19 protein-coding genes are annotated in these 19,887 nt (G+C 70.7%); 11 read left to right on the top strand and 8 right to left on the bottom strand.

What is annotated here, in order from left to right; translation table 11 throughout:
- Nucleotides 1-50 precede the first annotated feature (50 nt).
- Nucleotides 51-1,688, bottom strand: a complete 1,638-nt coding sequence (locus ACMXN5_RS05365) for an MFS transporter (protein WP_439674242.1) — start codon at nucleotides 1,686-1,688, stop codon at nucleotides 51-53.
- A 232-nt stretch (nucleotides 1,689-1,920) separates the two neighbouring features.
- On the opposite strand from ACMXN5_RS05365, the gene ACMXN5_RS05360 reads away from it, so the two are divergent.
- A complete protein-coding gene (locus ACMXN5_RS05360) occupies nucleotides 1,921-2,697 on the top strand; it encodes an SDR family NAD(P)-dependent oxidoreductase (RefSeq protein WP_439674240.1) in 777 nt (258 codons plus the stop codon).
- Between the two features lie 104 nt (nucleotides 2,698-2,801).
- On the opposite strand, the gene ACMXN5_RS05355 is transcribed toward ACMXN5_RS05360, so the two are convergent.
- Nucleotides 2,802-3,506, bottom strand: coding sequence for a hypothetical protein (locus ACMXN5_RS05355; RefSeq protein WP_439674238.1), 705 nt, complete (start codon nucleotides 3,504-3,506; stop codon nucleotides 2,802-2,804).
- Nucleotides 3,507-3,837: 331 nt separating this feature from the next.
- Between ACMXN5_RS05355 and ACMXN5_RS05350 the strand changes: the two genes are divergently transcribed.
- From ACMXN5_RS05350 to ACMXN5_RS05330, 5 genes are all read left to right on the top strand, one after another.
- Complete coding sequence (locus tag ACMXN5_RS05350) at nucleotides 3,838-4,059, top strand: hypothetical protein (protein WP_026218929.1); 222 nt, start codon at nucleotides 3,838-3,840, stop codon at nucleotides 4,057-4,059.
- Between the two features lie 288 nt (nucleotides 4,060-4,347).
- Nucleotides 4,348-6,165, top strand: coding sequence for a 2-isopropylmalate synthase (gene leuA, locus ACMXN5_RS05345; RefSeq protein ID WP_439674237.1), 1,818 nt, complete (start codon nucleotides 4,348-4,350; stop codon nucleotides 6,163-6,165).
- Between the two features lie 61 nt (nucleotides 6,166-6,226).
- Nucleotides 6,227-6,919, top strand: coding sequence for a FadR/GntR family transcriptional regulator (locus ACMXN5_RS05340; RefSeq protein ID WP_439674236.1), 693 nt, complete (start codon nucleotides 6,227-6,229; stop codon nucleotides 6,917-6,919).
- Between the two features lie 253 nt (nucleotides 6,920-7,172).
- Nucleotides 7,173-8,285, top strand: coding sequence for an LLM class flavin-dependent oxidoreductase (locus tag ACMXN5_RS05335; RefSeq protein WP_439674234.1), 1,113 nt, complete (start codon nucleotides 7,173-7,175; stop codon nucleotides 8,283-8,285).
- A 43-nt stretch (nucleotides 8,286-8,328) separates the two neighbouring features.
- Complete coding sequence (locus ACMXN5_RS05330) at nucleotides 8,329-8,982, top strand: FMN reductase (protein WP_439674233.1); 654 nt, start codon at nucleotides 8,329-8,331, stop codon at nucleotides 8,980-8,982.
- A 239-nt stretch (nucleotides 8,983-9,221) separates the two neighbouring features.
- Here ACMXN5_RS05330 and ACMXN5_RS05325 read toward each other — a convergent pair whose 3' ends face one another.
- Both ACMXN5_RS05325 and ACMXN5_RS05320 read right to left on the bottom strand, forming a co-directional pair.
- Nucleotides 9,222-9,863, bottom strand: a complete 642-nt coding sequence (locus tag ACMXN5_RS05325; protein ID WP_439674232.1) for a GNAT family N-acetyltransferase — start codon at nucleotides 9,861-9,863, stop codon at nucleotides 9,222-9,224.
- Between the two features lie 43 nt (nucleotides 9,864-9,906).
- Entirely contained in the window at nucleotides 9,907-10,539 is a 633-nt protein-coding gene (locus ACMXN5_RS05320) for a TetR/AcrR family transcriptional regulator (RefSeq protein ID WP_439674231.1), read from the bottom strand.
- Between the two features lie 144 nt (nucleotides 10,540-10,683).
- On the opposite strand from ACMXN5_RS05320, the gene ACMXN5_RS05315 reads away from it, so the two are divergent.
- The 3 genes from ACMXN5_RS05315 to ACMXN5_RS05305 all read left to right on the top strand — a co-directional run bounded on the left by ACMXN5_RS05315 (nucleotide 10,684) and on the right by ACMXN5_RS05305 (nucleotide 13,514).
- A complete protein-coding gene (locus ACMXN5_RS05315; RefSeq protein WP_379998148.1) occupies nucleotides 10,684-11,907 on the top strand; it encodes an acyl-CoA dehydrogenase family protein in 1,224 nt (407 codons plus the stop codon).
- A gap of 66 nt (nucleotides 11,908-11,973) precedes the next feature.
- Nucleotides 11,974-12,729, top strand: a complete 756-nt coding sequence (locus ACMXN5_RS05310; RefSeq protein ID WP_395786324.1) for an SDR family oxidoreductase — start codon at nucleotides 11,974-11,976, stop codon at nucleotides 12,727-12,729.
- On the top strand, nucleotides 12,726-13,514 hold the full coding sequence (locus ACMXN5_RS05305; protein ID WP_439674230.1) for an SDR family oxidoreductase: 789 nt from the start codon (nucleotides 12,726-12,728) through the stop codon (nucleotides 13,512-13,514). Before ACMXN5_RS05310 ends, ACMXN5_RS05305 begins: the two co-directional genes overlap by 4 nt.
- A gap of 38 nt (nucleotides 13,515-13,552) precedes the next feature.
- Here ACMXN5_RS05305 and ACMXN5_RS05300 read toward each other — a convergent pair whose 3' ends face one another.
- On the bottom strand, nucleotides 13,553-14,113 hold the full coding sequence (locus ACMXN5_RS05300; protein WP_439674229.1) for a hypothetical protein: 561 nt from the start codon (nucleotides 14,111-14,113) through the stop codon (nucleotides 13,553-13,555).
- 78 nt (nucleotides 14,114-14,191) lie between these two features.
- Complete coding sequence (locus tag ACMXN5_RS05295; RefSeq protein ID WP_439677952.1) at nucleotides 14,192-15,280, bottom strand: MerR family transcriptional regulator; 1,089 nt, start codon at nucleotides 15,278-15,280, stop codon at nucleotides 14,192-14,194.
- A gap of 154 nt (nucleotides 15,281-15,434) precedes the next feature.
- Between ACMXN5_RS05295 and ACMXN5_RS05290 the strand changes: the two genes are divergently transcribed.
- Nucleotides 15,435-16,655 carry a helix-turn-helix domain-containing protein gene (locus ACMXN5_RS05290; protein ID WP_439674227.1) on the top strand — a complete coding sequence of 407 codons (1,221 nt, stop codon included), beginning with the start codon at nucleotides 15,435-15,437 and terminating at the stop codon, nucleotides 16,653-16,655.
- A 95-nt stretch (nucleotides 16,656-16,750) separates the two neighbouring features.
- Here ACMXN5_RS05290 and ACMXN5_RS05285 read toward each other — a convergent pair whose 3' ends face one another.
- On the bottom strand, nucleotides 16,751-17,584 hold the full coding sequence (locus tag ACMXN5_RS05285) for a helix-turn-helix domain-containing protein (RefSeq protein ID WP_439674226.1): 834 nt from the start codon (nucleotides 17,582-17,584) through the stop codon (nucleotides 16,751-16,753).
- 336 nt (nucleotides 17,585-17,920) lie between these two features.
- On the opposite strand from ACMXN5_RS05285, the gene ACMXN5_RS05280 reads away from it, so the two are divergent.
- Nucleotides 17,921-18,439 carry a hypothetical protein gene (locus tag ACMXN5_RS05280; RefSeq protein ID WP_439674224.1) on the top strand — a complete coding sequence of 173 codons (519 nt, stop codon included), beginning with the start codon at nucleotides 17,921-17,923 and terminating at the stop codon, nucleotides 18,437-18,439.
- 14 nt (nucleotides 18,440-18,453) lie between these two features.
- Here ACMXN5_RS05280 and ACMXN5_RS05275 read toward each other — a convergent pair whose 3' ends face one another.
- Nucleotides 18,454-19,794, bottom strand: a complete 1,341-nt coding sequence (locus ACMXN5_RS05275; protein WP_439674223.1) for a class I SAM-dependent methyltransferase — start codon at nucleotides 19,792-19,794, stop codon at nucleotides 18,454-18,456.
- Nucleotides 19,795-19,887 lie beyond the last annotated feature (93 nt).

Raw genomic sequence — 19,887 nt, 5'->3', positions numbered from 1 at the left:
CACCCGGCGGCCGGCGGGGGCCGGTCGTCGGGTGGCGGGCTGAGGTTTCATCAGACGGTTTGTACCGCTTGAACGTTGATCGGTTCGGCGGGGGCGTCGACCGATTCGGCGGGCTTGCCGGCGGGGGCGGTGGCCTGTGCGGCCCGGCGGGGGAGGCCGAAGCCGACCAGCAGGACACCGAGCGCGGCGACCGCGGCGGCGACGAGCGCGCCGTTGTTCATCGCGGTGGTGAAGGCGTGGTCGGCGGCGGAGGTGAGCCGGCCAGCCGCGTCCGGGGACAGGTGCTCGGCCACCACGTGGGCGCTGGGCAGGTCGTGCCCGGCGACGGCGGCGGGGCCGGTGAGGTGTTGGTCGCCCATCTCGCTCCGGTAGTGCGAGGAGACCAGCGTGCCGACCACGGCGATGCCGAGTACGCCGCCGAGTTCGCGGACCACGCTGTTGAGCGCGCCGGCCATCGCGGAGAAGCGCGCCGGTACGGACGCGGTGATCTCCATGCTCGCGGGCGCCATCATCATCCCCATCCCGGCGCCCACCAGCATCATTTCGCCGGCGAGGGCGACGAACGGGGTGTCGGTGGCGGTGGTCAGGCCCATCACGCCCAGGCCGAGCGCGATCGCGCCGAGTCCGACGGTGAGGGTGCCCCGAATGCCCAGTCGGGCGGTGACGATCGGCGACAGTCCGGACATCGCCGCCATCGCCGCGGCGAACGGCATCGCACCGAGCCCGGCCTTCAGCGTGCTGTAGCCGTGGACGAGTTGGAAGTACTGGGAGAGCACGAACAGCGTGCCGAACAGGGCGAAGAAGGTGATCGCCAGCGTGCCGGCGGCGAGCACGAAGCCGCGGTTGGCGAACAGCCGTACCTGCACCATGGGTTCGTCCCGACGCAGCTCCCAGACCAGGAACGCGGCGGCGACCACGACGAAGACGACCAGTTCGACGAGGGTGACGGCGTCGGTCCAGCCGCGTTCGGGCGCCTCGATGATCGCGTCGACCAGGATGCCGAGGCCGATCACGGACAACACGGCGGCGGGCAGGTCGAGTCGGGCGGTGCCCTGGCGCGGGATGGTCGGGACGATCCGCAGGACGCCGACGAGCGCGGCGAGCACCAGCGGGACGTTGATCCAGAACGCGCTGGACCAGGAGAAGTGCATCAGCAGCGCGCCGCCGGTGACCGGGCCGATCAGCACCCCCACGCCGGCCGAGGCCGACCAGACGGCGAACGCCTTGGCGCGCTCGACGGGCGGGAACATCCGGATGATGATCGCGAGCGTCGCGGGCATCACGAAGGCCGCGCCCAGGCCCATCACCGCGCGCCAGGCGATCAGTTCGCCGGCGGTCGTGGACACCGCGGCGACGGCCGAGCCGCCGCCGAACAGGACCAGGCCGCCGAGGAGGGCGCGGCGGGCGCCGAACCGGGCGCCGAGGCTGCCGGCGAGGAGCAGCAGGGCGGCGAAGACGAGGGTGTAGGCGTCGGTGATCCACTGGAGGTCGGCGGTCGACGCGTCCAGGCCCTTGGCGAGGGACGGCAGCGCGGTGTTGAGCACCGAGTTGTCCAGCGTCACCGCGACGAGGGTCGAGCACAACACGAGCAGTGCGGCCCACCGGCGGGGATGCCCCGCGGTATCGGGAACGTCGGTCGGTGTCGGTGATGCGGTGGTTCGGGTTCGGGTCGATGCGGTGCCGGTCACGAGCTGCCCCCATTGATTAACGCCTGTTTCCTTACGGCTGTAAATCTAGGGCTTCGACATACAGCTGTAAAGCCAAGGGATGGCAAAGTCGATCGGCGTGCGCGGGCTCTTCTGTAGCGATCGCTAATAAACCTGCGCTACGGTGCTGCCCGGCAGGATCTGTAGCGATCACTAAAGATGTGCCGCGGAAAGAGACGTACGAAGCGGCACATACGAGAGGAAGGGGCGCATCATGCGCACGCTCACCCACACGCTCACCGGCAAGACCGCACTCGTCACCGGGGCGAGCCGGGGGATCGGCCGCGCCGTCGCGGAGCGGCTGGCCGCCGACGGGGCGCTGGTCGCGGTGCACTACGGCCGGGACGAGCCGGCCGCCAAGGATGTGGTCGCGACGATCGAGGCGGCCGGCGGCCGGGCCTTCGCGGTCCGGGCCGAACTGGGCGTACCGGGCGACGTGGACACCGTCGTCGACGTGCTGCGGGCCGGCTGGGCCGAGTTCGGGGTGGACGGCCTGGACGTCCTGGTGCACAACGCCGGCATCGGCTCGACCGGGCCGATCGAGGCGGAGACCGAGGCCGGCTACGACCGGGTGTTCGCGGTCAACACCCGGGCCCCGTTCTTCCTGACCCAGCGGGTGCTGCCGCTGCTGCGCGACGGCGGCCGGATCGTGACCGTCACCTCCGGGGCGACCCGGATCGCGTTCCCCGAGTCGATCGCGTACGCGATGAGCAAGGGCGCCCTCGACACGTTCACCCTGGCCCTGGCCAAACACCTGGGCCCTCGCGGGATCACCGTCAACAACGTCGCCCCCGGCATCGTCGACACCGACGTCAACGCGTCCTGGCTGCGCGGGAACCCACAGGCGCAGGCGCAGGCGGCGAGCCGCGCGGCGCTGGGCCGGGTCGGCCGCCCGGACGACATCGCCGACGCGGTGGCCTTCCTGGCCTCCGACGCCGCCCGATGGGTGACGGGTACGACGCTGGACGCCACGGGCGGGTCGGAGCTGTAGCGGCGCGGCGGGGGCGGGTCGAACGGGGTGGCGTCCGGCCCCCGGTATGCCCGGCGACTGCCGCCCGGGGCCGCCGACTTCGGAGCCGCGATCGCCGCCGCCCGCTACAGGTCCCGCGTCACGCCCAGCGGAGCGCAGTGCAGGCTGCCGTGCGCGGCGGGGGCCGCGATCCAGCTGTCGGCGCTGACGAAGTCCCGCCCGCGCTGGTGTGCTTCGCGGGCCGGGGTCGGGTCGGCCCAGGTCACCGTGAGCGGGCTGTGCTCGACGTCCCACTTGGCCCCGCCGAGTGCGCGGTCGTCGGAGGAGGTCGCCTCGACATGGGTGAGCAGGCCGGCCTCCGTGGTCAGCACGCCCGCGTGCCACAGCGTCACGCCCGCGTCGGTATGCACGATCGCGGGCGGCGTGCGCAAGGTGAGCCCGGTGCCGTCGTGGCGTTCCGAGTCGAAGCGCAGCACCAGTCGGCGCGGGATGGTCGGCAACACCACGTCCAACACGAGATCGCCGTCCGGGACATGGCCGAACAGGCACGAGGTGAACCGGATCGGCCCGGCGGACAGGGTCGTGGCCAGCGCCGAGTGGGCGAACCGGTCGCCCGACCGGGTCACCGACACCCCGTATTGGCCGAACACCTGCGGCGCGGGCGGGCGCGGGCCGGTCGGGCGGGCCAGGGTCTCCATGCCGATGGTCGTATACAGGCCGGCCGGCGTACGCAGGATCCCGCCGTGGAAGACCCGGACCTCGTCGTGCGCGAGCAGGATCTCGGGCGGCCTGACCAGCTCGATCGCCACCGGGGCAGTGCTGTCGCTCATGTGGGCGACCCTATCGCCGGGTCACCGCAAGACCCGGCGCCCCGCCGGCGGGCCCCGATACCCCGTGTCCCGCCTCGGCGATCCGTTCGGGATTCCCCCGCTCGGCCCAATCGGGAGCTGCGGGGCGCTGTGCGCGAATCGCGCCCCCGGGTGCCGGCGGGCGGGTACCGCGTGACCTGCGGGAGCGGCGCCGATGTGGCATTTCGGTCCGGTTCGGCGGGCGCATAGGGGATTCGAGCCGCCATATCGTGGGGACACTTTCCGGTTACGGCTTCGCCTATACCGCCCCGGAACGCCCCACGCGTCACCCGACAGGCGCATACTGAGGGAGATGACGACCTCAGCCGTGACCCGGCGCATTCTGCCCACCAGTCCCTTCAATGTCCCGGTCGCTCCCATCATCGAGGATTTCGAACTCGGTGCTCGAGTGACGCACGATCAGTACGGACTCGGTCGGATCGTCGGTGTCGAAGAGGACATCGCGGTCACTGTCGACTTCGGATCGCGCCAGGAACGCATCTGCCGTCCCTACGCGAAGCTGAGCAATCTCTGAACCACGCGACACCGTTCCGCACGTCCCGACACCACGCGGTCGGTACGAGGAGGCGCCCCCGGGCAACCGGGTCGGCGCCTCCTTTGCGTTGTGGGTCGCGGCCTGTTTCGGACCCTGCCATGCGCCAAGACATCAGGTTGTCAGACAAGTTGTGGTACCGTCCCGGACATGAAGCTGCGCGTGGTCCTTCTTCTCGGCCGCCGCGGCGGGGCCTGATCCGACCGGCACCCCGCCGCGGGGTTCGGTGTCGCCGGTCGACCCTCCGAGCGGCGAGGACGATCCCGCACCATGACCGACCGCATGACCAACCACACCTTCCCCACCCTGCGCACCCCCGCCGGCCCGATCCCCGAGGGCCGCCCGCACTGGAACCGGCAACGTCCCGGCACGATGCCGCACCACCGCTACCGCCCGGCGCACGAGCGGGTCCGCGTCGATGTCGACCCGGTCCGGCGGAGTTGGCCGAACAATCGCATCGAGCAGGCGCCGCTGTGGGTCCCGGTGGACCTGCGTGACGGCAATCAGGCGCTGGCCGAACCGATGGACCCCGTACGCAAACGCCGGATGTTCGACCTGCTGGTGGCGATGGGCTACAAGGAGATCGAGGTCGGCTATCCCTCGGCGAGCCGCGCCGACTTCGACTTCGTCCGGCAGTTGGCGGAGGGCGACGCGGTACCGGACGACGTCACCGTCGTGGTCTTCACCGCCGCGCGAACCGACCTGATCGAACGCACGCACCAATCGATCGAGGGTCTGCCGCACGCGGTCGTACACATGTACACCGCGACCGCGCCGACCTGGCGCGAGGTCGTGCTCGGCCACGACCGGGCCGCGCTGCACGCGCTGATCCTGGCAGGCGCGAAGGACGTGGCGCGCGGCGCCGATGCGCGACCCGGGGCGGACATCCGCTTCCAGTTCTCGCCGGAGGTGTTCAACCTGACCGAGCCCGACTACGTCCTGGAGGTGTGCGACAGCCTCACCGAACTGTGGGACGCGAGCCCGGACCGGCCGGTCATCCACAACCTGCCGGCCACGGTCGAGATCGCCACGCCGAACGTGTACGCCGACCAGATCGAGTACATGCACCGCCACCTGGCCCGCCGGGACGCGGTCGTGCTGTCCGTGCATCCGCACAACGACCGGGGGACGGGCGTCGCGTGCGCCGAGTTGGCGCTGCTCGCGGGGGCGCAGCGGATCGAGGGCTGCCTGTTCGGCAACGGCGAGCGGACCGGCAACGTGGACCTGGTCACGCTGGCGCTGAACCTGTACACGCAGGGGGTCGACCCGATGATCGACTTCTCCGACATCGACGAGATCCGGCGCACGGTGGAGTACGCGAACCGGATCGATGTGCACGCCCGGCATCCGTACGGCGGGGACCTGGTCCACACCGCGTTCTCCGGTACGCATCAGGACGCGATCAGGAAGGGGTTGGCGCACCACACGCGCGAGGCCGAGCGGCTGGGGGTGGGGGAGGACCGCGCGCCGTGGAACGTGCCGTATCTGCCGATCGATCCCGCCGACCTCGGGCGCGACTACGAGGCGGTGATCCGGGTCAACAGCCAGTCCGGCAAGGGTGGCATCGCCTACCTGATGCAGAGCGCACACGGCCTGGACCTGCCGCGTCGGCTCCAGATCGAGTTCTCCCGGGTGGTCCAGGAGGCCACCGACGACAGCGGCGAGGAGATCGGCGCGGGCGAGTTGGGGGCGCTGTTCGGGCGGGAGTATCTGGAGCGGCGTACGCCGGTGGAGGTCACCGGGTGGCGCGCCGAGGAGCCGGCGGCGGGGCGGCATCGATTCAGCGGGACGCTCGTCGGGTCGCCTTCGGGGTTGCGTGTGGGGTCGAGTACGGAGTCGCGGGCGGTGGTCGGGGAGGGCAATGGGCCGCTGTCGGCCATGACGGCCGCGCTGGGTACGGCCGGGATCCGGGTCGAGATCCTGGACTACGTCGAGCACTCGATCGGCGCGGGCGAGGATCGGCAGGCGGCGGCGTATGTCGAGTGCCGGGTGGACGGGGTGACCCGGTGGGGCGTGGGGATCGACACGTCGATCCTGGCGGCCTCGGTGCAGGCGACGTTGTCGGCGGTGAACCGAGCGCGAGGTTGACGCGGGATAGGATTTCTCAGACAACCTGAGATGTACGAGCCATGACGTAAGGCGACACACGATGACGTTCGGCCCCCTGCGCCGCAACCCGCTGGTCGGCCAGGCGGCCGAACGGCTTCGGGACCAGATCGCCGCCGGGCGCTGGCCGATCGGGACGAAGCTGCCCGGCGAGGTGGCACTCGGCCGGGAACTCGGCATCGGCCGGTCGACGGTGCGGGAGGCGATCCGCGCGCTGGCCGGTGCGGGGTTGGTCGAGTCGCGGCAGGGGTCCGGCGTCTTCGTGATCGCGACCGAGCCGACGGAGGACCTGACCGCGCGGCTGCGGCGGGCGTCGGCGGTCGAGGTGTACGAGGTGCGCAACCTGATCGAGGTGCGGGCCGCGATGTTGGCGGCGGAGCGGCGCACGGACGCGGATCTGGCGGTCCTGGACGCCCGACTGCTTGCGCGGGCCGCGGCGCTCGGCGACGACGAGGCGTACATCGACGCCGACATCGCGTTCCACGCGGCGATCGTGGCGGCGGCACACAACGAGGTGCTCACGGACCTGTTCGCGGTATTCCAGGTAACCATGCGCCCCGGCCTCCTGGACCTGCTGGCGGCGATGGACGCACAGGGCCTACGAACCGCCGCACCCGACCCGGGAGCCGACGCCCACGCGGCCATGGTCGCCGCAATCCGAGCAGGCGACCCGGCAGCAGCCGGCCGGGTAACGGAGACGGAACTCGAGATCGGCTTGCGGATCCTCCGCGACTAGCTCACCCCGTCCCGCGGTCCGCACGCGGACCCGCGCGAGCGGACGCACCTCGTGTCGCCTGGTTCGGCGCGGTCCGGCCCGCGAAGCCGGGGCCGGCGTGCGGATCGTCCGTGGGTGGGCGCCGCACGCCGGTCGGGCCCGGTCCGGCGGAGTTGCCCGGCCTCCGGGGGGTGCGGGTGGGGTGGGAATACCCGGCGTGGGATTCTGCTTGGACGGGGTGATTGAGAGTTCAACTACTGAGAGAGTGGTCATCGTGCAGTTCGGGATCTTCACCGTCGGTGACGTCACCGTCGACCCCACGACCGGTCGGGAGCCGACCGAGCACGAGCGGATCAAGGCGATGGTGGCCATCGCGCTCAAGGCCGAAGAGATCGGCATGGACGTGTTCGCCACCGGTGAGCACCACAATCCGCCGTTCGTGCCGTCCTCGCCGACCACGATGCTCGGCTACATCGCCGCGCGGACCGAGCGGATCATCCTCTCCACCTCCACCACGCTGATCACCACCAACGACCCGGTGAAGATCGCCGAGGACTACGCGATGCTCCAGCACCTGGCCGACGGCCGGGTGGACCTGATGATGGGGCGCGGCAACACCGGACCGGTGTACCCGTGGTTCGGCCAGGACATCCGCCAGGGCATCCCGCTGGCGATCGAGAACTACGCGCTGCTCCACGAGCTGTGGCGCAAGGAAGTGGTGGACTGGGAGGGCCGCTTCCGTACCCCGCTGCAGAGCTTCACGTCGACGCCGCGCCCGCTGGACGGCGTGCCGCCGTTCGTCTGGCACGGGTCGATCCGCAGCCCGGAGATCGCCGAGCAGGCGGCCTACTACGGCGACGGGTTCTTCGCCAACAACATCTTCTGGCCGCGCGACCACTTCGTGCGCCTGATCAACCTCTACCGGGACCGCTTCGAGCACTACGGGCACGGTACGCGGGAGCAGGCCATCGTCGGCGTCGGCGGACAGATCTTCATGCGGCGCAACTCGCAGGAGGCGGTGCGCGAGTTCCGTCCCTACTTCGACAACGCGCCGGTGTACGGGCACGGTCCGTCGCTGGAGGAGTTCACCGACCAGACGCCGCTGACCGTGGGCAGCCCGCAGGAGGTCATCGACAAGACGCTGACCTTCCGCGACTCGTTCGGCGACTACCAGCGCCAGCTGTTCCTGATGGACCACGCGGGCCTGCCGCTGAAGACCGTGCTCGAACAGCTCGACCTGTTCGGCGAGGAGGTACTGCCGGTGCTGCGCAAGGAGTTCGCCGCCCGACGGCCGGCCCAGGTGCCGGACGGCCCCACCCACGCGGCGCTGGTCGCCCGGCGCGACGCGGCGGCGGTGTCGGCGGAAGCCGTCCCGCAGACGTCCTGACGGCAGCGAACCCACCGGCGTGGAAAGGGAGAAGGTAACAGTGATGGCAGAACCGCTGAAGCTCGTCGTCGTCTCGGCCGGACTCGGCAAGCCGTCGTCCACCCGGCTGCTCGGCGACCGGCTCGCCGAGGCGACCCGCCGGCGCCTGGACGAGCGGGAGGTCGCGGTCGAGGCGTACACGATCGAACTGCGCGACCTCGCCGTGGACATCGCGCACAACCTGGTCACCGGCTTCCCGCCGCCCGGGTTGCGGGCCGCGATCGACACGGTCGTCGCGGCCGACGCGCTGATCGTGGTCTCGCCGATCTTCAGCGCGTCCTACAGCGGGCTGTTCAAGTCGTTCTTCGACGTCCTGGACAACACCGCGCTGATCGGAAAGCCGGTGCTGATCGCGGCGACCGGCGGCACGGCGCGGCACTCGCTCGCCCTGGAGCACGCGCTGCGCCCGCTGTTCGCCTACCTGCGGGCCACGGTCGTACCGACCTCGGTGTACGTGGCCACCGACGAATGGGGCGCGGCGGCCGGGGAAGGCGTCGAGGGAGTGGGCACGCGGATCGCTCGCGCAGGCGGCGAACTGGCCGACTTGGTGGCCGGGTTGCCGCCACACCCGGCGACCCGGCCGTCGTCGTCCGCGACCGACGCCATCGACGAAGTCGTGCCCTTCGCCGAGCAGTTGGCGGCGCTCGGACGGGGCTGAGCGGGCCCTGACAAGGCGGCCGTCGACGGGGTGGGCCCGTCGACGTCCGCCGGTCGAACCCGGCGCGTGCCGATGGCGGGTCCAATATCCGGAATCCCGTTCTCGGTATGTGGGCTTGCGTTACCCTCCTGATCCTGATCGGATTCCTACGGAGAGGCGGGTGCGAAGCACATCCTGCCTGAGCGACGCTGCGACGAGCGTCGCACGGGTCGGCGCCACCGGCCGGCGCCGCCGGAAGGCTACGCGCCGAACATGTCCCGGCAGGCGTCCAGGCCCGTGACCTCGACCGGGATGGTGCGGTGCGCCGACCACGCCTCGCGGGTCAGCCGCAGGCGTTGGAAAGGGCGGGGCTCGCCGTCGTGCGGCAGGACGTCGATGCCGTCGTCGACGTAGCCCAGGCGGCGCGAGACCCCCAGCGACGGGGCGTTGTCGAACCGGGCGGCCGAGATCGCCCATCGGGCGCCCAGGCCGGTGAAGGCCAGTTCCAACAACCCCGCGCGCATCTCGGTGCCGAAGCCCTGCCCCTGGTGGGCCAGGCCCAGCCACGAGCCCGAGCCGATCTCGCGCCGGTGGGCGAAGTCCTTGGCACAGCCCTCCTGGGTCCCGATCACCCGGCCCTCGTGCACGACGGCAAGCAGCAGGCGCCAGTCGTCCGGCTGCCAGTTGGCCCACGTACCCCAGTAGAACCGCAGCGCGTTCCGGGCCTTCGCCGGTTGCGGCTCGCGCGTCCACGGCAGGCTGAACGGCATGTAGTCGGGAGCGTGTACACCCTGCTCGGCCAGTTCCACCAGCGCCACCAGGTCGTCCTGGGTCGCCGGGCGCAGTTCGAGCCTGGGCGTGGTCACGCGGATGCCGAATACCGGCCAATGATCGGTGAGCATGTTCGATTGTGGGCGCTGTCGCTGCGCCGATGCCACGGGATTTTCAGCGCGCCGCCGTCGGCGCCAGCCCGTGCAGCAGCAGGTCGGCGAACGCGTCGCCGACCTCGCGCGGCGACATCGGCCCGTCGAACTGGTACCAGCTGTTCAGGTGGTGCACGCCGCCGAAGAAGTTGTGCGTGGCTATGTCGGCCGACACGTCCCGGCGCAACAGGCCCTCGCGCTGGCCCTGTTCGATCAGCGCGCGGAACCGCTCGTGGTAGCGCCGACGTTCGGCCCGGATCTCGGCGCTCTTGTCGGGCGTGAGCAGGTGCATCGAACGGAAGTAGACCACCGCGTCGTCCATGTTGCCGAGGGTGGTGACCACCACGTCGGCGGCGGCCTCGCGCAGCCGGTCGAGCACCGGCTCGGGTCCGTCGGCGATGCTGTTCAGGCGTTTGGTCTGCATCGACAGCATGCGGTGGTAGATCTCGACGAGGAGATCGTCCTTGGACGCGTAGTAGTGGTACATCGCACCCTTGGTGACCCCCGCGGCGGCCACGATCTCCTGGACCGAGGTGCTCTCGAAGCCACGCTCGGCGAACATCCGGGAGGCGATGCGCACCAACCGCTGCGGCAGCGACGACCCGTCGGCGTCGGACTCGACCGGCGCCGCGTTTCCGCGACCTCTTGCCGCCATGATGTTCAACCTTTCGCGGGAGCGTACGCACGCCAGTCTAGCCAAGATACCGACCGGTCGGTACCGTGAATCGGGCACGTCTCGCGAAACCCTATGGACTCGACGCCGTCGACTCGGGAACGACCCAGGAGGAGGTACACGCCGGTGGACTTCGGCTACGACGCCCGGACCGAGGAACTGCGCGAGCGGCTGCTCGCGTTCATGACCGAACACGTCTACCCCGCCGAGGCCGTGTTCGACGAACAGGTGGCCGCTCCGGGCGCCGACCCGTGGGGCCGCCCGCCGGTGCTGGCGGAGTTGAAGGCCGAGGCGCGCAAACGCGGCCTGTGGAACCTGTTCCTGCCGGGCGAGGAGGGCGCGGGGCTGACCAACCTGCAATACGCGCCGCTGGCCGAGATCGCCGGGCGCAGTCCGCACCTGGCCCCGGAGGCGCTGAACTGCGCCGCGCCGGACACCGGCAACATGGAGCTGCTGCACGACTTCGGCACCCCGGAGCAGCGCGAGCGCTGGCTGCGGCCGCTGCTCGACGGCACCATCCGCTCGGCGTTCTGCATGACCGAGCCCGACGTGGCCTCCTCCGACGCCACCAACATCACCACGAGCATCGTGCGCGACGGCGACGACTACGTGATCAACGGCCGCAAGTGGTGGTCCTCCGGAGCGATGGCGCCCACGTGCGAGATCCTGGTCGTGATGGGTCGTACCGACCCCGACGCGCCGCGCCACCGCCGACAGAGCATGATCCTGGTGCCGCGCGACACCCCGGGGGTGGACATCCGTCGAGGGATGCACGTCTTCGGCTACACCGACGGCCCCCACGGCGGACACGCCGAGGTGGTCTTCGAGGACGTACGGGTGCCCGCGACCAACCTCGTCGGCAACGCCGGTGACGGCTTCGCGATCGCCCAGGCCCGGCTGGGCCCCGGGCGGATCCACCACTGCATGCGGCTGATCGGGATGGCCGAGCGCGGCCTGGAACTGATGTGCCGTCGGGTACTGGCGCGCGAGGCGTTCGGCGGACCGCTGGCCGAGCAGGGGGTGATCCAGGAGTGGATCGCCGAATCCCGGGTGCGGATCGAGCAGTTGCGGCTGCTGGTGCTGAAGACCGCGTGGCTGATGGACACCGTCGGCAACCGCGGTGCGCACCGCGAGATCCAGTCGATCAAGATCGCCACGCCGAGCACCGTGGAATGGATCCTGGACAAGGCCATCCAGGCGCACGGCGCCGGCGGCCTGTCCCAGGACTTCGTCCTCGCCTCGCTGTGGACGCACGCCCGCACGCTGCGCCTGGCCGACGGGCCGGACGAGGTACATCGTCGTTCGCTCGCCCACCGCGAACTCAAGCCCTACCGAGACGCGGACCAGTGAACCGCGCACCCCGTTGACGCGGACCATGACCCGCGCACCCCGTTCCGACCGAGAGGCAGCCGCCCAGTGACCGACACCTCCCGCCCCGTAGCCATCGTTACCGGCGCCAGCCGCGGCATCGGCCTGGGCATCGCCCAGGCGCTGGTCGCACGCGGCGACCGCGTCTGCGTGACGGCGCGCGGCGCGGACACCCTGGCCGAGGTGGTCGCCTCGCTCGGTGGCCCGGAGCATGCCATCGGCGTCGCGGGCAAGGCGCACGACCCGGCCCACCAGGACGCCGCCGTGGCCGCGACCCTGGAGGCGTTCGGCCGGATCGACATGCTGGTCAACAACGCCGGGATCAACCCCGTCTACGGCCCGCTGGTCGAACTCGACCTCGATGCCGGGCGCAAGATCCTGGAGGTCAACCTGCTCGCCGCGCTGGCCTGGACCCAGCGGGTGTACAAGGCGTGGCTGGGCGAACACGGCGGCGCCATCGTCAACATGTCCTCGATGGCCGGTGAGCGGCCCGCGCACGGGATCGGCTTCTACGGCGTGAGCAAGGCCGCACTGACCCACCTGACCGCGCAGCTCGCGAGCGAACTCGGGCCGCGCGTACGGGTGAACGCGGTCGCGCCGGCCGTGGTCAAGACCGTCTTCGCGACCGCGCTGTACGAGGGGCGCGAGGAGGAGGTCGCGGCGGCGTACCCGATGGGCCGGCTCGGCGTGCCCGAGGACGTGGCCGGCGCGGTGGCGTTCCTGCTCTCCGAGCAGGCGGGGTGGATCACCGGCCAGACGCTCCTTGTCGACGGCGGCGTGAGCCTGTCCGGCGGTGTGGGGTGACGGTGCTCGCGGGGGCGGGCGTGGTGGTCACCGGGGGCGGCGCGGGGATCGGCGCGGCCCTGGCCCGCCGCTTTGCCGCCGGCGGCGCGCGGGTGGTGGTCAACGACCTCGACCCGGACGCGTGCCACGCGGTGGCCGCCGACATCGACGCCGTCGCGTTGCCGGGCGACGCGGCCACGGAGGCGGGCGTCGCGGCGCTGGTCTCCCGGGCCCGGGCGGCGCTCGGCGGTGAGATCGACGTCTACTGCGCCAACGCCGGCATCGGCGCGGGCGTCGGCCTGGACGCGCCCGAGGAGGCGTGGGAGCAGTCCTGGGACGTCAACGTGATGGCACACGTACGCGCCGCGCGACTGCTCACCCCGGCCTGGCTGGCGCGCGGTCGCGGCCACCTGGTCACCACGGTCTCCGCCGCCGGGCTGCTCACCATGTTGGACGCGTCGGCGTACGCGGTCACCAAACACGCGGCGTACGCGTTCGCGGAGTGGATGGCGATCACGTATGGAGCCAAGGGCATCACGGTCCAGGCGATCTGCCCTCGAGGCGTGCGTACGGCCCTCCTGGACGCCTCCGGCCCGGCCGCCCGCCTGCTCCTGGACGACGACGCCGTGGAGCCGGAGCAGGTCGCCGACATGGTGGTCGACGCGGTCGCGGCGGGCGCCCCGTTCCTGATCCTGCCCCACCCGGACGTGGCCCCCATGTACGCGGGCCGAGCCGCCGACCCGGACCGCTGGCTGACCGGCATGCGCAAACTCCAGGGCAGACTGGAACAGGCCCGGGAGGACTGAGGCACCGCCGCCGCCGCATCGGAGGAACGGCCGCGGACTCAACCGGAGTTCGGACGCCGCGCCTGCGGCGCGTGGCTCTTCGGGCCGAGGTCGGGTACCGCTGTGCGCTCGGTGCCCGACCTGGGTTTCCTCGGGTCGGCTGACGCGGGAACGTGCGACACGATCATCCACCGATCGCGGGAACGGCTCCAGACCACCTTCTCGTCGACGCGCACCCACGAGGACGTGGTGGCGGCGAAGGCGTTGATCCTGACGTCGTACAGGTCGACGGAGATCGGTTGTTCCCACGTGTAGGTGACGTCGCGCCACTGCTGCCGGCCGTGCTCGCTCATCCACAGCTCGGCGTCCTGTTTTCCTCGGTCGCCGCCGATGTCGAGATGTCGGGCCAGCTTCTGCACGTCGCCCGCGTTGAGCAACGCGACGTAGCCGTCCAGGTACTTCCGCAGTCGTCCCTCATCGGGTGTGGAGTCCTGGTCCGCGGAGCTTGATCCCGCCTTGCCGCCATCGCTGCCGCAACCCGCCGAAACAATCGCCAGCAGCACCCCCAGCGCGACAGCCGCGACCTTCCGCCGTACGGGTGCCGTAACACGAACGGCCATCGTTCCCCTCCCGTTCACCGGGAGGTGCCTTTCCGGCAAAAGCTACCGACAACCATTTCGCGGGTCCGGCGGTCGTGTTCAGGCCACGAGCAAGCGCAAGCCCGGTTCCGCCGCGTCGAGGTCGGTCAACTCGCCGTTGCGTTCGGACCATCGGCCGGAGGCGAGGTCGTCGCGGAGCCGGTCCACCGCCCGCTGCTCGGCCTCCGGCCCGACGCGGGTCCACAGCGAGATCGCGCGGCGCACGGGTTCGTCCAGGTACGCCTCGGGGCGGCGCCAGTACGCCTCGAAGAAGCCGTCGGCGCAATCCCACGGGATGAGCACCGGCTCCAGGCGGGCGCCGATCGTGCCGGCCAACCGCTGTACGGAGGGCCGGCCGGCGACGAGTCCGGTGACCTCGGGCAGATAGTCGCGGATGAGCCAGAACCGGTCCCGCCACGCGGTGTCGTGGGCGTCGTGCGTGAACACCACCACGCGCCGGGCCACCCGCCGCATCTCGCGCAGCCCGGCGACGGGGTCCCGCCAGTGATGGATCGTGCTGAAAGCCATGGCCGCGTCGAAGGACTGGTCCGGGAACGGAAGGTTTTCCGCTTCGGCCGCCACGCACGGAGCCGCGCCCGCGGGACGCTGCGCCCGCATGACTGCCGACGGCTCCACCGCAGTCACGTCGCGGTCCGGGGGTTCGTACGAGCTGGTGCCGGCGCCGACGTTCAGGACGGTTCGGGCATCGCCGAGTGCTTCCCAGACCCGCGCGGCGATGCGCGGCTCGGTGCGGCGCGTCACCGGGTACGCGGATCCGATCGTGTCGTACAACTGCGCGCCGAATACCTTCAATTGATCCTCCGAGGTGGTTCTGATCCCCATTGCCCGTGCCTCCAGTTCCGTATCGATGACCGTCACCATGGCGGCAGCCCGGTCGCGCTGTTCAAGCAGCAGGCCGCGCAATCGGCGCAGATGCGCGACGGCGTCGGTGTCGGGGTCGTCGACCAGATCCGCGATCTCACGCAGCCCGAAGCCGAGTCGCCGATAGGCGAGCACCTCCCGCAACCGCTCCACGTCCCCGGCGGCGTACGCCCGGTACCCGGCCCCCGTCCGCGCGGACGGCCGCACAAGCCCGATCTCGTCGTAGTGATGCAACGTCCGCACGCTCACACAGGCCAACTCGGCCACACGCCCCACAGTCAGGTGCTCCTCCACACCCCCGACAATGCGCCATAACGCCACGTGAGGGTCAAGCACTTCGCCGCCGACGGCTTGCGCTGCCGACCCGCCCGTATCGGGGCGTACCGTGGTGGACAGCGCCGAACCTGCCGGGAGTCTGACCATGCGAGAGAGCATCGGGGACCGCATCGCTCGGTTGCGTCTGCGGAGGGGGCATACGCAGGAATCGCTCGCCGCCGTCGCGGGGGTGTCCGTCGACGTGGTCCGCAAACTGGAGCAGAACCAGCGCCTCACGGCCCGGCTTTCGACACTCAACGCGCTCGCGGGCGCGCTCGATGTGGAGACGTCGACGCTGATCGGGCAGCCGACCACGTTCCAGGGGGCGGCGGCGGACCGGGATCCGTCCCCGAGCCTGCTGGCACTGCGCCGGGCGGTGACTCCCGTCGCCGAACTGCTCGACGACGAAATGGCGGTCGCCGACGGCGAATCGCCGTCCGTGCACGATCTGCGCGAGGCGTTGCGGTCGACGGAGGCGATCCGCCGCGAGGGGAGGTTGTCGGAGATCGCCACGATCCTGCCGCGCCTGATCGCGGACGCCCGATCCGCCACGCGCGAACACGCCGGCGCCGACCGCGCGGCGTCGTTCGCCGTACTGGCCGAGGCGTACCAGGTCGCGGCAACCACGTTGGCCGCGCTCGGCAAGGAGGACGCGGCCTACACGGCGATGGAACGCGCCGGCGCGGCGGCCCGGAACTCCGACGACCCCCGCCTCGAAGTCATCGGCATGTCCACGCTGTCCTGGATCTTCAGCAAGCAGGGCCGGATAGACGACGCCCAACGGGTGGCCCAGGCAACGGCGGAGAAGATCGAGCCGTCGTTGACGAAGACGCCGCCGATCGACATCGCACTGTGGGGCATCCTCCTCCTACGCGCCGCCTCGGCCGCCGTACGCGCCGAACGCAAGGACACCGCCGCCGAGTTCCTGCGCCTCGCCAAGCTCGCCGCAGCCCGCATCGGCACGGACCGCACGGAATACGCCACACCGTTCGGCCCCACCAACGCGGGCGTCGCCACGGTCAACGCCTACGTCGAAATGGACCGCCCCGAACAGGCCCTCACCGAGGCCCGCCGCATCACCGGCCTCCACCACCTCCCGCCCACCTGGCAGGCCCGCCACCACGTCGACCGCGCCCTGGCCCACATCGACCTCGCCGACGACATCAGGGCCACCCGCGCGATGCTCAAAGCCGAAGAAACCGCCCCGGAATGGCTCCGCTACCACGCCACATCCCGCCGAGTCGTCACCGACCTGACCTCGCGCGACCGACGACAGGACGCTCCGGCTCTCGCTCTCGCCAACCGGTTGTGCCTCGACGTCGATTAGAACGCCACGCCTTCGTCGCGCGGCGCGTACGCCCATGGCGTCGCCGGCCGCGACCATTCGTCCTGTCGATGTGAAACGGATTCCCGGCTACCCGTTCACGCTTGTAGCTCCGTGATCGCTCTCCGAATCATCGTCGCCGACTCCTGCGGGGCGAGAGAGCCGGCAAGCAGACGGTCGTACGCCGCCTGGTGGTGCGCCACCACCACGCCGTCGTCACGCAACTGGCCCATGTGGCTGCCTTCCAGGTATGCGACGGGACCACTGTCGGGTGGGGTCAAGAGCGTCAGTGATCCGCCCAACTGGCCGTGCACTCCGGAGCTGAACGGTAGGACTCGGATGGTGCTGTACGCCGTTTCCATCCGAGGCAACAGCGCCTCGAGTTGAGCGCGCATGACCGCCGAGCCACCGATCGGGCGACGGATGACCGCTTCGTCAAGGATCACGCCGTATCGCGGGGGGTGTTCCCGCGTGAAGATGCGCTGCCGGTTCATCCGCGCCGCGACGCGTCGCTCGATTTCGGTGTCCGGCACTTCGGGAGCGAACTCGCGGAACTGTGCACGGGCGTAGTCCGGAATCTGCAACAGCCCCGGCACGGTTTGCGGCTCGTATTGGAGGATACGCACCGCCGTCGTCGCGAGCTGCATGAACGGACGGTAACGGTCCGGGAACTGCCCCTGCTCCAGCAGCATTTCGTAGGCTCGCACGAAAGACCCCTCCGTCCCGAATGCGGTGTCGAGCCTGGCGGGCAGGTCCGGTGGCACCGGGCTGTCGCCGGTTTCGTACCGGGAAAGCGCGGCCTTGCTGTAACCCAGGGCAGACGCGCACGCCGTCAGCGACAGTCCCAAGCGATTGCGCACGACCCGAATCTCGCGCCCGAACATCTGACGGGGCGAACCATGGGGAGCAAGATCCTTCTCTTGATATCGCACGGATGTTCCCTCCTCCGTTCCACTGCAAATCGGTAACGGCGCCGAGATGCACAGGCTGGTTCGCCCAGTTCATCATGGGGACCGGGCGCGGCAGGCTGTGAACGGAAAGACGAGGCACCTTCCTTGCTTGGAACGTCGCAGCCGAGACACGTCGCTGCAGACGGGCGTAGGGGGCGGGGGGTTCAACTTTGGCGAGTTGCCCCACCCCTGCGTGTCCCAACAGAAAGGACACGGACCCACGATGACATATCAATTCGGATGGGCTCGACGCGCTTCGACACCGGTGTCGGTGTCGAAGCGCGACTGGTAGGAAGAGCGGATGTGGCGGAGCGGGCGATGACCAGGCGGAAGTGGGTTTCGGGGAGTACGCAGGAAGACATCGCCAAAGGGCGGGAGTTCCTTGAGGGTTACCGGTATGCGTGGTGTCGGGACGCGTATTCGGGGCGTGAAGGTGTGCTCATGGATGTATGCGGGCGACAGGTGTATCTGCGGCTGCGAACCGGGATCGAATTCGTCTCCGATGTGTGGGACTTGGTGGTTCTCCGGCTGCCGCCGCCGACTTTGGGGCATGAGGTGCGGTACGTGGGTGGGGGAGAGGTGAACTTGCGGCCGGAGGGAACGCTGATGGAGTTGTGTGCCGTGGAGTGCGGCATGTTGGCGACCGTTCAGCCATCCGAAGGGCCGGCGTGGTTCGCGTTGGTGTCGGATCTGGAGCGGGTCGATTGTCCGATGGGGGCGGTGGCGGAGTGGGGGGAGCCGCCGTTTGTGGTCGGGGCGGACCCGGGGGACGCGTTCGGGGGTGTGTGGGAGAGGATCAAGGCCGCCCAGGATGCCTGGTGGGCGCGGGGGCGATAGGCGACGGCCCGGGGCTACAGGGTTCGGGTGGGGGGCATTCCGGAGTGGCCTGTGGGTGGGGTTTTGACGGCGAGGATTTGGTTTACGCCGATGCGGTTCTGTTCGAAGGCCAGGGCCGAGGCGGCCATGTACAGGCGCCAGACGCGGGCTCTGCCCTGGGTGGTCAGGCGGGCCGCTTCGTCCTGGTTGGATTCGAGGTTGGTTACCCATGCCCGCAGCGTGGTTGCGTAGTGTTCGCGTAGGGCGTGTACGTCTCGGACCTCCAGGCCGGCTTCCTCCAGGACCGACACCGTGGTGCCGATCGGGGCCAGTTCGCCGTCGGGGAAGACGTAGCGGTCGATGAAATCGTCGACCTGGTAGGCCTCTTCGTTCGGTACCGGGCGGCGGGAGATCTGGTGGTTGAGCAACCGGCCGCCGGGGCACAGGAGTTCGTACAGCGTGTCGGCGTAGGCGCGGAACTGGACGCGGCCCACGTGTTCGGCCATGCCGATCGAGGAGATCGCGTCGTAGGGGCCGTCTGCATGCTCGCGGTAGTCCTGGATCCTGATCTCCACGCGCCCCGTCAGGCCCGCCTCGGAGACACGTTTGCGGGCCAGGTCGGCCTGTTCGTGCGAGATGGTGATCCCGACCACCTCCACGCCGTAGTGCTCGGCGGCGTGCAGCGCCATCGAGCCCCACCCGCAGCCGACGTCGAGCAGCCGCATGCCGGGGCCGAGCGCGAGCTTGCGGCAGATCAGGTCCAGCTTCGCCCGCTGGGCGTCCTCCAACGTCGCCTCGGGGCGATCCCAATAGGCGCAGGAGTAGACCATCGACGGACCCAGGACCAGGGCGTAGAAGTCGTTGCCGACGTCGTAGTGGTGCCGGATCGCCTCCTGGTCGCGGCGCACGCTGTGCAGCACGCCCCGGCGGCGCCGGACCTCCTCGGCGGGCGCCGGCGGCGGCACCGGCAGCCCGGTCAGGGAGAGCATCGTGCCCATCGGGCGGGCCGCGTCGCGCGCGATACGCCCGGCCTCGCGCAGCCGGGCGACGGGTCCGAGCCGGGCCGCCCCGGAGACCCCGGCCACCGGCCCCGCCGGAACCGGCTCGTCGCGGTTGAGCGCCAGCCCGGACAGCCGGGTCAGCGCGTCGTAGAGGTCGCCGTCCACGTCGAGATCGCCCGACACCCAGCCCCGGGCGAAGCCGAGTTCGCCCGGCGACCACAACAGGCGGCGCAGCGCGCGGCGATTGCGCACGATCAGCGCCGGACCGTCCGGCGGACCGGCCTCGCTGCCGTCCCAGGCCCGGATCCGGATCGGCGACGGGCGGCCGAGGACCTGCTGAGCCAGTGCGGCGAGGCGGTCGGCGGTGTGCGGCATGACGGATTCCTCCGCGGTGGTGGATCCCCGGACTCCCGAGCCGGGCGACACCGGTGCCCCTACCCCACGCGCGCCACGACTCGAACGGAATTG

It is taken from the genome of Embleya australiensis, from assembly GCF_051903075.1.
Classification (GTDB): Bacteria; Actinomycetota; Actinomycetes; order Streptomycetales; family Streptomycetaceae; genus Embleya.
Note: the sequence above shows the minus strand (reverse complement) of the source record. Positions and strands in the feature narration are given on the sequence as shown.

What these genes read in the sequence shown, in the direction of transcription:
- ACMXN5_RS05325 (WP_439674232.1), bottom strand. Translation starts at nt 9,863, where the DNA reads ATGCTCACCGATCATTGGCCGGTATTCGGCATCCGCGTGACCACGCCC.
- ACMXN5_RS05355 (WP_439674238.1), bottom strand. Translation starts at nt 3,506, where the DNA reads ATGAGCGACAGCACTGCCCCGGTGGCGATCGAGCTGGTCAGGCCGCCC.
- ACMXN5_RS05290 (WP_439674227.1), top strand. Translation starts at nt 15,435, where the DNA reads ATGCGAGAGAGCATCGGGGACCGCATCGCTCGGTTGCGTCTGCGGAGG.
- leuA (WP_439674237.1), top strand. Translation starts at nt 4,348, where the DNA reads ATGACCGACCGCATGACCAACCACACCTTCCCCACCCTGCGCACCCCC.
- ACMXN5_RS05275 (WP_439674223.1), bottom strand. Translation starts at nt 19,794, where the DNA reads ATGCCGCACACCGCCGACCGCCTCGCCGCACTGGCTCAGCAGGTCCTC.
- ACMXN5_RS05330 (WP_439674233.1), top strand. Translation starts at nt 8,329, where the DNA reads ATGGCAGAACCGCTGAAGCTCGTCGTCGTCTCGGCCGGACTCGGCAAG.
- ACMXN5_RS05340 (WP_439674236.1), top strand. Translation starts at nt 6,227, where the DNA reads ATGACGTTCGGCCCCCTGCGCCGCAACCCGCTGGTCGGCCAGGCGGCC.
- ACMXN5_RS05300 (WP_439674229.1), bottom strand. Translation starts at nt 14,113, where the DNA reads ATGGCCGTTCGTGTTACGGCACCCGTACGGCGGAAGGTCGCGGCTGTC.
- ACMXN5_RS05350 (WP_026218929.1), top strand. Translation starts at nt 3,838, where the DNA reads ATGACGACCTCAGCCGTGACCCGGCGCATTCTGCCCACCAGTCCCTTC.
- ACMXN5_RS05280 (WP_439674224.1), top strand. Translation starts at nt 17,921, where the DNA reads ATGACCAGGCGGAAGTGGGTTTCGGGGAGTACGCAGGAAGACATCGCC.
- ACMXN5_RS05320 (WP_439674231.1), bottom strand. Translation starts at nt 10,539, where the DNA reads ATGGCGGCAAGAGGTCGCGGAAACGCGGCGCCGGTCGAGTCCGACGCC.
- ACMXN5_RS05360 (WP_439674240.1), top strand. Translation starts at nt 1,921, where the DNA reads ATGCGCACGCTCACCCACACGCTCACCGGCAAGACCGCACTCGTCACC.